The organism is Methylobacterium sp. WL8, assembly GCF_008040045.1.
GTDB lineage: Bacteria > Pseudomonadota > Alphaproteobacteria > Rhizobiales > Beijerinckiaceae > Methylobacterium > Methylobacterium cerastii.
This window is the reverse complement of record NZ_VRVF01000059.1, coordinates 1-13,757: the sequence shown is the minus strand read 5'-3', so window position 1 is coordinate 13,757 and position 13,757 is coordinate 1. Positions and strand designations below refer to the sequence as shown.

Here is a 13,757-nt window from a genome sequence, read left to right as displayed (position 1 = left end):
CGACGGGTGTGGATCCGTCCGCTGCCGCGACGCGGGCGCGGTCGGCGTCCGGACGCGATCGTTGCGCGGCTCGGCGACCTGTCGTCAGGTTGACGGCGCCTCGGAAGCCGGCCCGTCCGGTTCGTCCGGCTGCGCAGCGTCCGCAGCCGAGTCGTCGCGCTCCGCCGCCTCGCCGCGGCCGCGGACCTGCCCCTTCCGCCGCCGCAGGTTTTCGCGGAGCGCCGCCTTCAAGCGCTCGGCGCGGGCTTCGTCGTTCTTCGTCGTCATGGCTTCAAGTGACGTCGTTCCGGTCCTCGCGACCCATCGTCGCCTTGGACTCCTAAGTCGTCGTCGGGCACCTCACAATCCGCACACGCGGCGGGGCCGGACGCACCCCGACGCCCTGCAAGGCAGGGATGACGCCTCGTCACCTTGAACCGATTCTAGATCCGGCTGTATCTTCCTGTCCGGCGGCGCCACGCGAGGCCGCCGGATTCCTCATTCACCCGATGCGCGATCGGGTGCGCCGGGCCTCTCAGGGTCCGCAGGCGCGCCCTCGGCATCCGAACAAGGCCAGCCGCGACGACCTCGCGTCCGACGCCGGCCAGCCCCAAGGATATCCATGCCCGAGACCCGGCCTGCCTCCTCCCCAGCCCACGCGCACGCGCAGGGTCCGGTTCGCGGCAACGACTACGAGGCGCATTTCCAGGGCGCGCTGGCGCGCCTGCACGGCGAGCGCCGCTACCGGGTCTTCGCCGACATCGAGCGGATCGCCGGGCGCTTCCCGATCGCGAACTGGCGGCGGCCCGACGGGGCGACCTCCGAGATCACCGTGTGGTGCTCGAACGACTACCTCGGCATGGGCCAGCACCCGGAGGTGGTGGCCGCGCTCACCGACACGGCGCGGCGCTGCGGCGTCGGCGCCGGCGGCACCCGCAACATCGCCGGCAACAACTCGCCGCTGGTCGACCTCGAGCGCGAGCTCGCCGACCTGCACGGCAAGGAGGCCGGCCTCGTCTTCACCTCGGGCTACGTCTCGAACCAGGCCGGCATCTCGACGATCGCCAAGCTGATCCCGGACTGCCTGATCCTGTCGGACGCGTTCAACCACAACTCGATGATCGAGGGCGTGCGCCACGCAGGCTGCGAGAAGCGGATCTTCCGCCACAACGACGTCGCGCACCTGGAAGAGCTGCTGATCGCGGCCGCCGGCCGCAACGTGCTGATCGCCTTCGAGAGCGTCTACTCGATGGACGGGGACGTGGCGCCGATCGGCGCGATCTGCGACCTCGCCGAAAAATACGGCGCGATGACCTACCTCGACGAGGTCCACGCGGTCGGCCTCTACGGGCCGCGCGGCGGCGGCATGGCCGAGCGCCAGGGCGTGATGCACCGCGTCGACGTGATCGAGGGCACGCTCGCCAAGGGGTTCGGGTGCGTCGGCGGTTACATCACCGGCTCGGCCGCCCTCTGCGACGCGGTGCGGAGCTTCGCCCCGGGCTTCATCTTCACCACGGCGATCCCGCCGGCGATCGCGGCCGCGGCGCGGGCCTCGGTGCGCTACCTCAAGCGCTCGAACGGGGAGCGCGAGGCGCACCAGCGCCAGGCCGCCGCGACCAAGCGTGCGCTGGAGGAAGCCGGCCTGCCGGTGCTCGCCACCGAGACCCACATCGTGCCGGTGATGGTCGGCGACGCCGAGCTGTGCAAGGCGGCGGCCGACCACCTGCTCGAGCGCCACGCCATCTACATCCAGCCGATCAACTACCCGACGGTGCCGCGCGGCACCGAGCGTCTGCGCATCACCCCCTCGCCGTTCCACGACGACGCCCGCATCGCCACGCTGACCGCGGCGCTGGTCGAGACCTGGGACACCCTCGACCTGCCGCGCGCCGGCACGGTGTTCGCGCAGGCCGCCGAGTAGGCACCGCCCGCGCGGAGCAGGCGCCCCCGCGCGGAGCGGGCGGCGCGCCGCGCAAAGAGCCTGGGGCTCAGTTCGGCTTCGGCCGGTTTCCGCCCGGCGCCCAGCCATGAGCTTCGGCGGTGGCCTGGAGCTTCGTCTGCATCTCGCCGGCCAGGCTGCCGATCCAGTGCTGCATGCCCGACAGCTGGGCCTGGGCCAGCTGCGGCTGCGCCTTGGCCATGTTGCGGCCGGCCGGCGTGTCGTAGAACGCGGCGATCGCCTCCAGGTCTTCCTTCGACAGCACCGCCGCGAACGAGATCGCCTGAAGGTTGAGCAGCTCGTCGTAATGCGCCGACAGGATCGGCATGATCACCTCCTGCACCATGACCTTGGCCCGATCGGGCTGCTTGAGCCCCATCTGCTGGACCATCGCGGTCATCGGCGCCGTCATCGCCTGAAGCGTGGTGTCGCGGTCGCCCTGGGCGCGGGCGACGACCGCCTTCGCCGCCGCCAGGCGCGCCGGATCGAGGGTGACCTGGGGCACCAGCTTCGCCGGCGCCGGCGCCTGGGCGCGGACGGGCCCGGTCAATCCGAGGGCGAGGGTCAAGACGGCGAGGGTCACGGGGGTGAGGGTAGCGATACGCATCACGCGTCCTCCGGAAACGACGATCGGGGGCCGCGAATCGGGCCGCGCCGGACCTTAAGCGGTGCCGGGGGATCGGCCTAGAAGCTCGGCCGCGTTGCATCCGCAGGCCGGATGGGCTGTGACTGCGCCCGCACGAATCAACGGGGAGCTTTGGGCGGATGTCGGGTGGTCACGGAGCGGGTGGTGGGTCGAACAAGCGCGTCGCGCTGCTGATCTCGGTGCTGGCGCTGTTCCTCGCCTTCAGCGAGACGCTGGGCAAGGCGGCGCAGACCGACGCGATCGGCGCGAACGTCGAGGCGGCCAACCAGTGGGCGTTCTTCCAGGCGCGGACCATCCGCGCCACGGTGCTGAAGACCGCCGACGAAGCGGTGGCCCTGGTGCCGCCGGGGCCGAACCAGGAGGCGATCGCGGCAAAGCGCGCCGAGTGGGCCAAGACCATGGCGCGCTGGGATTCCGAGCCCGCCACCGGCGAGGGCCGCAAGGAGCTCGCCGAGAAGGCCAAGACCGCGCAAGCGCACCGCGACCTCTCGCTGCTGCGCTACCACCATTACGAACTCGCCTCGGCCGCCTTCCAGATCGGCATCGTGCTGGCCTCGGCCGAGGTAATCACCGGCATCGTGGCCCTGGTCTTCGCCGGCGGCCTGCTCGGCGCAGCCGGCGCGGTGCTGCTCGCCTTCGGCTACCTCGCCCCGCACGCCCTGCCGTTCTTCCATTGAGACGGGCTGCAGTGAGACGGGCTGCGGGTCAGCGGTCTCCGAACCAGTCGTCGTAGCCCGGCTCGATGCACGTGTAGCCGACGAAGCATTTCGGGTCGGTGCGCGTCGGCGCGGTGGCGGTGCGCGTGACCTCCGTCGCCTCGCAGAAGCTGCGGTCGCGCACGAAGCGGTCGTAGGTCGGGCCGCCGGTGCCGAGCACGATGCCGCCGGCGCGGGCGACGGCGCCGCGGGCCTGGGCGCAGGTGAGCGTCGTGGTGTCGACGCGCTGGGCCTCGGCGGGGCCGGCGACGAGGAGCAGACAGGTCGGCAGGCAGCTCAAGATCAGGCGGCGCATCGGCGGCTCCTTTGGGGTCCCGGAGCAACGTCGCCCATGTCCTACGGTTCATGCGTCGCGGTTCAGGCCGCCCGCCGCTCCGGGTCGGCGAGGCTCGGTTCCGGCGGCCGGCCGGACGGGTCGAGCAGGCGCCGCCGCAGCCGGGCGCAGGGGCGCTCCACCCAGGCCTGCATCAGCGCGCACAGGGCCAGGGTCGGCACGAGGCCGGCGACGATCAGTACGAGGGACCCCAAGCCCGGCCGCAGGTGCAGCAGCAGCGCGATCATCGTCGGGTGCAGGAGGTAGAAGCTATAGGAGTAGAGCCCGAGCCGGCGCATCGGCGCGGAGCCGAGCGCCCGCACCACCCATCCGCGGCCCTGCAAGGCGGCCGAGAACGGCACGAACAGCGCCGCGCTCTGCAGCGTGTAGCGCAGGGTCTCGCGGAAGGCGGGGTTCCGCACCGCGAGGGTGGCGAGGATCACCGCGCCCGCCGCCGCCACGTGCCGGGGTTTCGGCCGCCAGGCGCGGTCGGCCGGGATCACCGGGTTGTTCCACAGGCCGAGGCAGCAGCCGAACAGGATCGCGTCGATGCGGGTGTGGGTCCAGGAGTAGTTCAGGCTGTAATCGGCGAGCCGCCACACGTTGAGGCAGCGGATGGCCAGCACGCCGCCGCACAGTGCCAGGCATGCCAGGGCCGCCCGACGCGGCGACAGGCGCCCGAGCCACAGCAGGTAGGCCAGCGGAAACAGCAGGTAGAAGTGCTCCTCGATCGCGAGGCTCCACAGCGGCACCGGCAGCACCTGCTCGGTGCCGAGGAGGTCGGGGTAGTTCGTCAGGAACGTCGCCTGCCCCAGCACCGCCACCGCGTCGACGCGCATCCAGTCGAGCAGGCCGAGCCCGTAGAGCAGGCCGGAGAACGCCAGCGCCAGGTACATTGGCGGCAGGATGCGCAAGGCCCGGCGCAGGTAGAACGCCTTCAGCGACACCGTCCCGCTCACCCCCCGCTCGATCCGCAGCAGGGTGGTGATGAGGTAGCCCGACAGGAAGAAGAACACCGTGACGCCGAAGCCCCCCGGCACGACGTGGCTGAGCCCGCAATGGGCGACGTAGACGATGCCGATCGCCAGCGCCCGCACCCCGTCGAGCTGCGGCAGGTAGGGCATCGCCGGCGGGACCGGGGCGGTGGGGCTCGGGATGGCGCAGCTCCTTGCGGATTCCGGACGATCGCCGGACACCGAAACACGAAACCGCAAATTTTTCGTCCTCACTATCCGCGCCGGCACCGGAGTGGTGCGACGATTATCTCCCCCTCTGCGGGGGGGAGGGAAGAAGCGTATCTCTCGGGCGCCAAAGCTCGTGTCGGCTCGAATGCTGGAGCGCGCAAATCCAGATCGCCGATGTCCGCGAGGCCCCGCCCCGCATGCGACACTCGCGCGGTTGCCGGCGCGGGCGAGAGGTCTACGATCCGGGCATCGCGGCCCTGACCTTCGGCGCTCCGCGCATGAGAGACGGATGCGCTCCCGCCTTCGACGCGTGATGAGCCCGTGCCCCGGTACTTCTTCGACATCCACGACGGCTTCCACCAGCGCGACGACGTCGGCACCCACTGCGACGACGTGCAGGCCGCCGCCCTCGAGGCCAAGCGCCTGCTGCCCGCCATCGCCGTCAACGAGATCCCGACCGACGGCGAGCGCCAGACCATCACCGTGGTGGTGACGGACGAGGACGGCTACGCCGTGTACTCGGCCGCCCTCGCCTTCGTCGGCACCTGGCTGCTGCGGTGAACCGGCGCCGGCCTGAGCCGGGCACAAGGGATCGGTAACCATCGCCCCCGCATGATCTGGCCCGGAACCGCCCGGTCGCGGGGCCGAGACGGGGTTGCGTGATGTTCTCTGCCGCCTTCCTGCGCGCGGGCCTGTCGCCCCTGGCGCTCGCCGCCGCGCTGAGCACGGCCACCGCCCAAAGCGCGCCGCCGGCTGCGAGCCCCGCGACGGCGCAACCCGTGCCCGCCCTGCCGCAGGCGGCACCGGTGGCGGCTCCTGCGCCGGAGGCTGCCGCGCGCGAGCCGGCCAAGCGCAAGCCCGAGCCGGAGCTGGTCTACGCCACCGTCTCCGCCGACCCGCGGCCGACGCTGACGCAGAAGACCTTCACCGAGACCCTGCGCGCCGCCGACCTGTACCAGGCCTTCGCCAACGCGGGCGGCTGGTCGCCGGTACCCGAGACCACGGTGTTCAAGCCGGGCGCGTCGAACCCGGCGATCCCAGGCCTGCGCCATCACCTGACCCTCACCGGCGACCTGCCCGCCGACGCGCCCCCGAGCGACCGGCTCGATCCGCCGCTGATCGCGGCGGTGACCGCGTTCCAGGCCCGCCACGGCCTGCCGGAATCGGGGCTGGTGGGCCGGCTGACGATCGCCGCGCTCAACGTGCCGGCCTCCGTCCGCCAGCGCCAGCTCGCGGCTTCGGCGGCCCGGCTGATGGGCTCGAAGTTCCCGTTCGGCGAGCGCTACGTCGTCGTCAACATCCCGGCGGCCACCGTCGAGGCGGTTGAGGGCGGCCAGGTCGCGCGCCGCTACGTCGCCGTGGTCGGCAAGCCCGACAAGGCGACGCCCAGCGTCGAGACGCGGATCACCGACATCAACTTCAACCCGACCTGGACGGTGCCGGTCTCGGTGGTGAAGAACGAGATCATCCCGCGGATGCGCAAGGAGCCGGGATATCTGGCCAAGAACCACATCCGCATCCTCGGCCCCGGCAACGTCGAGGTCGATCCGACGGCAGTGAACTGGAACACCGAGAAGGCGGTCAACTACACGCTGCGCCAGGATTCCGGCTTCGACAACTCGCTCGGGCAGGTGCGGATCGACATGCCGAACCGCTTCGCAGTCTACATGCACGATACGCCCTCGAAGTCGCTGTTCGCCCGCAACGTCCGCTTCCACAGCCACGGCTGCGTCCGCGTCGGCGGGGTGAAGGAGCTCGTCGGCTGGCTGCTCTCGGGCGTCGAGGGGCCGAACGGGCCGGGCTCGGCCTGGGGGCCGATCGAGATCGAGACCGCCATCGCCGACGGCGAGCGCCGCGACCTCAAGCTGGTGAAGCCGGTGCCGGTGACCTTCGTCTACCTCACCGGCTACGCCACGCCGGACGGGCGCGTGCACTTCCGCGACGACATCTACGGGCTCGACACCCCCGGCGGCCCGGTGCCCTCGGCGGCGACCGAGCCGGCCACCACCGGCACGGTCGCGCCGCGCGCGGCGATCCGCCCCGCCAAGCCCGAACAGCGCCCGCCGGTGGCCGCCGACCTGAAGCCCGCGGTCGCCACCAGGACCCTCGCACCCGCTTCGGCGCGGCCCGTCCCGCGCCTGCCGGCGACGCAGCTCGGCGACGGGCCGGCCCCGCGGCCGCCCGGCACGATACCGAACTGACCGCGGAGAGAGTTGGAACGGTTCCAGCCTGTGCGTGGGCGGCACCCCTGCCCCGCGCCCCGGACCGGCCCCGGAACAATCGCCGCCACCGTTCATTCTGCCGGGTGAGGAACGCCGGAGCCGTCGGCACGGCTGCGCGGCGTTCGCCCCCAACCGAACGAGAACGGAGCCACCCCATGGCGAAGGCCAAGCCCATCACCCGCATCGAGAGCGACCGCCTCAACACCCCGACCGACCTCGATCCGGCCGACACCAAGAAGATCGCCGAGGGCCTCGCGGTCCTGACCTCGGATCTGTTCGCGCTCTACATCAAGACCAAGAACTTCCACTGGCACATGAGCGGCCCGAACTTTCGCGACTACCACCTCCTGCTCGACGAACAGGCCGAGCAGATCTTCGCGATCGTCGACGACGTGGCCGAGCGCGCCCGCAAGATCGGCGGCTTCGCGCTGAAGTCGCTCGGCCAAGCCAAGACCCTGACCCGGGTCGCCGACAACGACGCCGAGTACGTCTCGCCGCTCGACATGCTCAAGGAGCTGCGCGACGACAACAAGGCGCTCACCGCCAACATGCGCGAGCTGCACGAGGTGACGGACGAGGCCAACGACGTCTCGACCACCTCGCTCCTCGAGGAGTGGATCAACCAATCCGAGGAGCGCACCTGGTTCCTCTACGAGTCGACCCGCAACGCCACCGACGGCGGCCACTAAGCCCTTTCGCCTGACGTGAGACGAGGCCCCGCTTCCCGAGAGGAAGCGGGGCCTTTTTCGTTAGGCCTTCCGCGGCCTAGGAGGTTCACCCGCGCTGGTACCCGGCGTCTGACACTGGTTCCATCCACTTCACCGCTTCGCCGTCCTGCCGTTCCTGGATTGCGATGTGTGTCATTGCGCTCGTCGCCGTCGCGCCGTGCCAATGCCGCTCGCCCGGCTCGAACCAGACGACGTCGCCCGGCGCGATCTCCTCGAACGGCCCGCCCTCGCGCTGCACCCAGCCCCGGCCGAAGGTGACGACCAGCGTTTGGCCCAGCGGGTGCGTGTGCCAGGCGGTGCGAGCACCGGGTTCGAACGTCACGCTCGCGCCGGAGACGCGGGCAGGGTCCGGGGCGGTGAAGAGCGGGTCGATCCGCACGGTACCGGTGAACCAGTCGTCGGGTCCCCGGCCGGACGGCTGAGATCCGCTGCGTTTGATTTCCATTCGTCGCTCCTTCGTCAGACCATCGAGGTCCGTTGGGCCTCAGAGAGACCACCCGCCGTCAACCGCGATCGCGGCGCCGGTCACGAACGCGCCGAGGTCGGAGCTCATCCACAGCACGGCCTCGGCGATCTCCTCGGGCTTGCCGAGGCGCCCGACCGGCTCCCGGTCGATCGCCTTCTGGATGTCGCCGCCGGTGAAGCGGTCCATCATCGGCGTCGCGATGTTGCCCGGCAGGATCGCGTTCACCCGGATGTTCGCCTTGGCGTAGTCGAGCGCGGCGGACTTGGTCAGGCCGATCATGGCGTGCTTCGAGGCGGCGTAGCTCGCGCCTCCCGCGACGCCCCTGACGCCGGCGCCGGAGGAGGTGTTGACGACCACGCCGCCGCCCTGGCGCAGCATCTGAGCGATCTCGTGCTTCATGCACACGAAGGTGCCGCGCAGGTTGATGTCGAGGATCCGGTCCCATTCGTCGAGTTCGATCGCGTGGACGGGCGCCGCCCGGTTCTCGACGCCCGCGTTGTTGAAGGCGCAGTCGAGTCGCCCGAACCGCGCGACCGTGCCGGCGACCGCCGCCTCCACCGCGGCGGGCCGGGACACGTCGCAGCGGATCGGCAGCACCGCGGCGCCCGTCCCCGCCATCTCGGCCCGCACCTGCTCCAGCGCCGCTTCGTCCCGATCCGCGATCGCGACTTCGGCGCCCTCGCGCGCGAAGGCGAGCGCGGCGGCGCGGCCGATGCCGCTGGCGGCGCCGGTGACGAAGGCGACCTTTCCGGTGAAACGCTGTGGGCTCGGCATGGCGACGGCTTTCGGCTGAGGGGGGCGAGCGGGTGGGCTTGCCGGTCGGCCGAAGCTAGGCGTCCCGCGCTGCCGCGATCAGCCGTCCGCGCCTCAACGGAGCGATGAGCGGAACTCAACGCCAAGGCGACAACGCGCCGGACGGGCGGACGCCTACAGGCCGAGGGGCCTCAGCGTGCGGATCAGGTCGATCAGCAGCCGCAGGCCGGCCGGCACCTGGCGGGGGCCGGGATAGTAGACGTGGAAGCCCGGTCCCATCGGAGCCCACTCCGCCAGCACGATGCGCAGCGTTCCGGCGGTGACGAACGGCGCGGCGCAGGCCTCGGGGAGGTAGGCGAGCCCGCCGCCGCCCGCCGCGAGGGCCAGCGCCAGCTGCGTGTTGTCGAGGGTCACCGCGCCGGGCACGTCGAGGGCGAGCGTCTCACTCGCCCGCTCGAACTCCCATCGGTAGAGGCTGTCGTCGCCCAGCCGGATGCGCAGGCAGCGATGCTCGCCGAGGTCGCGCGGATGATCGGGCGTCCCGCGCCGGTCCAGGTAGGCGGGCGCGCCGACGACCACCCAGCGCAGGTCGGCCGACAGGCGTTGCGCGATCATGTCCTGGGGCACGGTGCCGCCGTAGCGGATGCCGGCGTCGGCGCCGGCTTCCACCACGTCGACCAGGTCGTTGGACACCCGGACCTCGACCTCGACCTGGGGATGGCGCGCGCCGAACTCGGGCAGCACGGGGGCGAGCAGCAAGGTGCTCGCATGCTCGAGCACGTTGAGGCGAATCCGTCCGACGGCGTCGCCCGGCGCCCGGTGGCGATCGAGCCCGTCGAGGGCCGACCCGAGCGCCGCGAAGGGCTGGTCCAGGGATGCGAGGAGGTCTGCGCCGGCCGCGGTCAGGGTGACGCTCCGGCTCGTGCGGTTGACCAGCCGCACGCCGAGGCGCGCCTCCATCTGCTTGAGCGCGTGGCTCAGCGCCGAGGCGCTGACGCCGAGCTCCAGCCCGGCCCGCCGAAAGCTGAGATGGCGTGCGATGGCGAGGAACGTGCCGAGGTCGGCGAGGTCGGTCCGGTTGATCCGCATGGGGGCGAGCAGGCTCACATCGCGCGGCCGCACACGACTCCTTTCGATGCGGGCGGCCTCACCCTTGCAACGCGAGCCGCACCTTCACCACCCCCATGTCCTCCGGGTCGCGGCTTTGCGAAAACCCCAGGCGGCGGCAGACGGCGAGCATCGCGCGGTTCTCGGCCAGCACCGTGCCCTCGACGGTGCCGATGCCCTCGGAGGCCGCCCAGTCGAGCATCAGCCGCATCAGGGCGAGGGCCAGGCCGGTGCCGCGGGCCTCGGAACGGACGAGGATCGCGTACTCGCCGCTGGTGCCGTCGGCGTTGGCGTGCAGGCGCACCGCGCCGAGCATGCGCTTGGCGCCCTCCTCGCCCGCGTCCAGGGCCACGAAGGCGATGGCGCGGGCGTAGTCGAGCTGGGTCAGGCGGGCGAGGAAGGCGTGGCTGAAGTCGCGCACGGGGGCGAAGAAGCGCAGGCGCACGTCTTCCGGGTCGATGGTGGCGAAGAACGCCTGGAACAGCGGCTCGTCCTCGGGCCGCACCGGGCGCACGTCGACCGTCCGGCCCTTCAGCGTCAGCGTCCGCATCCATTCGGCCGGGTAGGGGCGGATCGCGAAGCGCGGATGGCCGCCGGCCCGGCGGGGACTGGCGCGCAGGCGCACGCGGGCGTCCAGCGCCACGACGCCGTTCGCGTCGGCGAGCAGCGGGTTGATGTCGAGCTCGCGCACGTCGGGCAGGTCGGCGGCGAGTTGGGCGAGCTTCACCAGCGTCAGGGCGATGGCGCCGCGGTCCACCGCCGGCACGTCGCGGTAGGCGGCGAGCCGGCGGGCGACGCGGGTGCGGCCGATCAGGTCGTCGGCCAGCGCCAGGTCGAGGGGCGGCAGGCCCAGCGCCCGGTCGTCGATCACCTCCACCGCCGTTCCGCCGCGGCCGAACACCACCACGGGGCCGAAGACCGAGTCCTCGGCCAGCCCGGCGATCAGCTCGCGGCGCTGGCCCTTGCGCACCATCGGCTGCACGGCGAAACCCGTGACGCGGGCGTCGGGCCGCTCGCGCCGGGCGCGCACCAGGATCTTGCGCGCGGCGTCGCGGACGTCCTGCTCGCTGGTGAGGTCGAGGTGCACCCCGCCGATGTCGGACTTGTGCACCACGTCCGGCGAGACGACCTTCAGCGCCACCGACCCGCCGGCCGCGATGATCGTCCAGGCGGCGGCCGCCGCCGCGTCGATGTCGGGGGCGAGCGTCAGCGGCACGGTCTCGATGCCGTAGGCGGCGAGCAGCCCGGCGACCGCGACGGGGTCGAGCCACGCCGCCCCTTGCCGCAGGGCTGCGGCGACGATCGCCTCGGCGGCCTCCGTGTCGGGCGAGAAGTCGCGCGGCAGGGAGCCGGGCGTGCGCATCAGGTCGTCCTGCGCCTCGCGGTAGCGCACGAGATGGAGGAAGCCTTCGATCGCCTCGGACTCGGTGGAGAAGTGCGGGATGCCGGCGCCCGCCAGGATCGCGGCGGCCTCCTCCCCGTGGGACACCGCGAAGACCGGTTTTTTCCGCCCCTGCCCGCGGCGCGTTTGCGTCACCGTGTCGGCGATCGCCTGCGCCACCGCGGCGGCGTCCGAGCGGGCGGTTGGGACGTGGACCGAGAGCACCGCGTCGCCGGCGTGGTCGGCCAGCATCGGCGCCAGGGCCGCGGCGTAGGCCGGCCCGTCGGCGGTGATGCCGAGGTCCACCGCCGGCCCGTCCGCCGGGACGCCGCCGCGGTCGGCGAGCCGGTCGGCGGCGAGCAGGCCGATGCCGCGGCCGTTGGTGAGGATCGCGAGGCGCTTGCCCGCGAACGGGCGCTGGTGGGACAGCGTCTCGGCGGCCGAGAACATCGCGTCGAGGTCCTCCACCGCGAGCAGGCCCGCCCGTCGGAACGCGGCGGCGTAGACCGCGTCGGGCCGGGCCAGGGCGCCGGTATGGGTCTCGGGGTCGCGCCCGTCGCGGGCGTGGCGGCCGGCGCGCAGGACAACCACCGGCTTGGTGCGCGCGGCGGCACGCGCCGCCGACATGAAGCGCCGGGCGTCCGACACCCCGTCGAGGCACAGCAGGATCGCCCGGGTGCGCAGGCAGTTGGCGAAGTGGTCGAGGCAGTCGGCGACGTCGACGTCGCAGGCGCTGCCGAGCGCCATCACCGCCGAGAACCCGGCCCCGTGCCGGGCGCCCCACTCGACGATCGCCCCGGCGACCGTGCCCGATTGCGAGACCAGGGCGAGGTCGCCCGCCGCCGGCGCGCGGGCGAGCAGGCTGGCGTCGAGCCGGTGGCCGGGCACGGCGAGACCCGCGCTGTCGGGGCCGAGCAGGCGCAGGCCGTGCGCGCGGGCGATCCGCGCCGCGCGCGGGCCGGGGTCGTCCGGCCCGGTACCGAGGCCGGCGGTGAGCAGGATCGCGGCCTGCACGCCGACACGTCCGGCCTCCGCGACGATCCCGGGGATGCTTTCGGGCGGGCTCGCCACCACGGCGAGGTCGGGCACTGAGGCTAGATCCGCGATCCGCGCGACGCACGGGACGCCGTCGGCTTCCGCGTCCTGCGGGTGGACCGGATGGACCGGCCCAGCGAAGCCGCCGGCTCGGATCTTGTCGAACACCGCGCGCCCGAGTGAGCCGGCGCGGGCGCCCGCCCCGACCACGGCGACCGAGCGCGGGGTGAGCAGGGCCTCGAAGCGGTAGGTGCTCACGCGGGGCCTCCGTGCGGGTGGTCGGGCGCCCGGCGGCGGGCGGTCGCGGCCGATCCTCCGGCATCCTGCGGGCCGCATCGCCCGCGCGCATCCGGCGGGCAGGCCGAGGTCGGCGCCGCGAGCTTCTTCAAATAGGGCCGGCCGCGCCAGGGCAAGCCTCTTCTCGGGCGTGGCCTCGGGACGGGTCCTGCGAGTCGCTTTCCAGCGATAATCGACCGCAAAATCGTTGCCGCCACAACGAAGTTTTCGGGTTCGCGGGCGAGGGTATTGGGGTGTCTGCAACCGCGACGCGATGGCTAATACCGAGGCTCGCCCAGGGTCCGGCCGCCTAGACCAGGGCATGCGCCCCTGGACACCGGTGCGGCGCGGGGACCGACTGCACTCCGGCCACCGCGCTACACTCGATTTTTCATGTTACAGACCATTCGATCAAGTCTAATCGAACGGAAACAGACCTTGCGTATTGCGTCGGGATGTTCGACATCATAACCGCCTTGCCTGGACAAGCTGGCGTCAGCTGAGAATTGCCCACTTCTCGGGTCGCGCCGACGCCGGACATGTCGAAAGAAGTCGGACCGGGGAAACGATCGATGATGAACGACAACGGCATGGAGCCGGATTACATCGCGCTGGCAGCGGAGATCGTGTCGGCCTTCGTCAGCAAGAATTCCGTCCCGGTCCCGGAATTGAACGGGCTGATCGTCTCGGTCCACGCGACGCTGGCCCAGCTCGGGAACGGTCGCGTCGCCGAGAAGGTCGAGCCGCCGACGCCGGCCGTGTCGATCAAGCGCTCGGTCACGCCCGACTTCATCGTCTGCCTGGAGGACGGCAAGAAGTTCAAGTCGCTCAAGCGCCACCTGCGCACGCGCTACGACATGACCCCCGACGCGTACCGCGCCAAGTGGAACCTCGCGGCCGACTATCCGATGGTGGCGCCGAACTACGCCGCCGCCCGCTCGGAACTCGCCAAGACGATGGGCCTCGGCCAGCAGCGCCGAAAGACCCGCGGCAAGGCCGCCGCCCCCGAAGC

At 72.1% G+C, this 13,757-nt stretch carries 14 protein-coding genes; 6 read left to right on the top strand and 8 right to left on the bottom strand.

The annotated features are described in order from the left end of the window. Window positions 1-84: 84 nt before the first annotated feature. Window positions 85-267 (bottom strand): hypothetical protein, encoded by a 183-nt coding sequence (locus FV234_RS18860; protein WP_147830969.1) that lies wholly within the window; start codon window positions 265-267, stop codon window positions 85-87. A 334-nt stretch (window positions 268-601) separates the two neighbouring features. Between FV234_RS18860 and hemA the strand changes: the two genes are divergently transcribed. Further along, on the top strand, window positions 602-1,900 hold the full coding sequence (gene hemA / locus FV234_RS18855; protein WP_147830968.1) for a 5-aminolevulinate synthase: 1,299 nt from the start codon (window positions 602-604) through the stop codon (window positions 1,898-1,900). 67 nt (window positions 1,901-1,967) lie between these two features. On the opposite strand, the gene FV234_RS18850 is transcribed toward hemA, so the two are convergent. Continuing rightward, the gene (locus tag FV234_RS18850) at window positions 1,968-2,525 is read right to left on the bottom strand and encodes a DUF2059 domain-containing protein (protein ID WP_147830967.1); all 558 of its coding nucleotides are present in this window, start codon (window positions 2,523-2,525) and stop codon (window positions 1,968-1,970) included. Window positions 2,526-2,683: 158 nt separating this feature from the next. Between FV234_RS18850 and FV234_RS18845 the strand changes: the two genes are divergently transcribed. Further along, the gene (locus FV234_RS18845; RefSeq protein WP_147830966.1) at window positions 2,684-3,241 is read left to right on the top strand and encodes a DUF4337 domain-containing protein; all 558 of its coding nucleotides are present in this window, start codon (window positions 2,684-2,686) and stop codon (window positions 3,239-3,241) included. Between the two features lie 28 nt (window positions 3,242-3,269). Here the strand turns inward: FV234_RS18845 and FV234_RS18840 are convergent, their stop codons facing one another. Together FV234_RS18840 and FV234_RS18835 are read right to left on the bottom strand one after the other, a co-directional pair. After that, entirely contained in the window at window positions 3,270-3,575 is a 306-nt protein-coding gene (locus FV234_RS18840) for a hypothetical protein (RefSeq protein WP_147830965.1), read from the bottom strand. Between the two features lie 62 nt (window positions 3,576-3,637). Continuing rightward, window positions 3,638-4,717, bottom strand: coding sequence for an acyltransferase (locus FV234_RS18835; RefSeq protein WP_238272420.1), 1,080 nt, complete (start codon window positions 4,715-4,717; stop codon window positions 3,638-3,640). A gap of 381 nt (window positions 4,718-5,098) precedes the next feature. On the opposite strand from FV234_RS18835, the gene FV234_RS18830 reads away from it, so the two are divergent. The 3 genes from FV234_RS18830 (at window position 5,099) to FV234_RS18820 (ending at window position 7,688) form a co-directional block, all read left to right on the top strand. After that, window positions 5,099-5,338, top strand: coding sequence for a hypothetical protein (locus FV234_RS18830; RefSeq protein ID WP_147753201.1), 240 nt, complete (start codon window positions 5,099-5,101; stop codon window positions 5,336-5,338). A 101-nt stretch (window positions 5,339-5,439) separates the two neighbouring features. Then, window positions 5,440-6,978, top strand: coding sequence for a L,D-transpeptidase family protein (locus FV234_RS18825; RefSeq protein ID WP_147830986.1), 1,539 nt, complete (start codon window positions 5,440-5,442; stop codon window positions 6,976-6,978). 176 nt (window positions 6,979-7,154) lie between these two features. After that, window positions 7,155-7,688: a DNA starvation/stationary phase protection protein gene (locus FV234_RS18820; RefSeq protein WP_147761606.1), complete on the top strand. Its 534-nt coding sequence runs from the start codon at window positions 7,155-7,157 to the stop codon at window positions 7,686-7,688. Window positions 7,689-7,773: 85 nt separating this feature from the next. Here FV234_RS18820 and FV234_RS18815 read toward each other — a convergent pair whose 3' ends face one another. The 4 genes from FV234_RS18815 to FV234_RS18800 all read right to left on the bottom strand — a co-directional run bounded on the left by FV234_RS18815 (window position 7,774) and on the right by FV234_RS18800 (window position 12,727). Further along, entirely contained in the window at window positions 7,774-8,172 is a 399-nt protein-coding gene (locus tag FV234_RS18815; protein WP_147830964.1) for a cupin domain-containing protein, read from the bottom strand. A gap of 39 nt (window positions 8,173-8,211) precedes the next feature. After that, window positions 8,212-8,967, bottom strand: a complete 756-nt coding sequence (locus tag FV234_RS18810) for a glucose 1-dehydrogenase (RefSeq protein ID WP_147830963.1) — start codon at window positions 8,965-8,967, stop codon at window positions 8,212-8,214. A 153-nt stretch (window positions 8,968-9,120) separates the two neighbouring features. Then, window positions 9,121-10,035 carry a LysR substrate-binding domain-containing protein gene (locus tag FV234_RS18805; RefSeq protein ID WP_147830984.1) on the bottom strand — a complete coding sequence of 305 codons (915 nt, stop codon included), beginning with the start codon at window positions 10,033-10,035 and terminating at the stop codon, window positions 9,121-9,123. A 58-nt stretch (window positions 10,036-10,093) separates the two neighbouring features. Next, entirely contained in the window at window positions 10,094-12,727 is a 2,634-nt protein-coding gene (locus FV234_RS18800) for a bifunctional acetate--CoA ligase family protein/GNAT family N-acetyltransferase (protein ID WP_147830962.1), read from the bottom strand. 590 nt (window positions 12,728-13,317) lie between these two features. Between FV234_RS18800 and FV234_RS18795 the strand changes: the two genes are divergently transcribed. After that, window positions 13,318-13,757 (top strand): MucR family transcriptional regulator (locus FV234_RS18795; RefSeq protein ID WP_281406749.1); only part of this gene is annotated, 440 nt, incomplete at its 3' end.

What these genes read in the sequence shown, in the direction of transcription:
- FV234_RS18860 (WP_147830969.1), bottom strand. Translation starts at nt 267, where the DNA reads ATGACGACGAAGAACGACGAAGCCCGCGCCGAGCGCTTGAAGGCGGCG.
- FV234_RS18850 (WP_147830967.1), bottom strand. Translation starts at nt 2,525, where the DNA reads ATGCGTATCGCTACCCTCACCCCCGTGACCCTCGCCGTCTTGACCCTC.
- FV234_RS18845 (WP_147830966.1), top strand. Translation starts at nt 2,684, where the DNA reads ATGTCGGGTGGTCACGGAGCGGGTGGTGGGTCGAACAAGCGCGTCGCG.
- FV234_RS18805 (WP_147830984.1), bottom strand. Translation starts at nt 10,035, where the DNA reads ATGCGGATCAACCGGACCGACCTCGCCGACCTCGGCACGTTCCTCGCC.
- FV234_RS18810 (WP_147830963.1), bottom strand. Translation starts at nt 8,967, where the DNA reads ATGCCGAGCCCACAGCGTTTCACCGGAAAGGTCGCCTTCGTCACCGGC.
- FV234_RS18835 (WP_238272420.1), bottom strand. Translation starts at nt 4,717, where the DNA reads ATGCCCTACCTGCCGCAGCTCGACGGGGTGCGGGCGCTGGCGATCGGC.
- hemA (WP_147830968.1), top strand. Translation starts at nt 602, where the DNA reads ATGCCCGAGACCCGGCCTGCCTCCTCCCCAGCCCACGCGCACGCGCAG.
- FV234_RS18825 (WP_147830986.1), top strand. Translation starts at nt 5,440, where the DNA reads ATGTTCTCTGCCGCCTTCCTGCGCGCGGGCCTGTCGCCCCTGGCGCTC.
- FV234_RS18815 (WP_147830964.1), bottom strand. Translation starts at nt 8,172, where the DNA reads ATGGAAATCAAACGCAGCGGATCTCAGCCGTCCGGCCGGGGACCCGAC.
- FV234_RS18820 (WP_147761606.1), top strand. Translation starts at nt 7,155, where the DNA reads ATGGCGAAGGCCAAGCCCATCACCCGCATCGAGAGCGACCGCCTCAAC.
- FV234_RS18840 (WP_147830965.1), bottom strand. Translation starts at nt 3,575, where the DNA reads ATGCGCCGCCTGATCTTGAGCTGCCTGCCGACCTGTCTGCTCCTCGTC.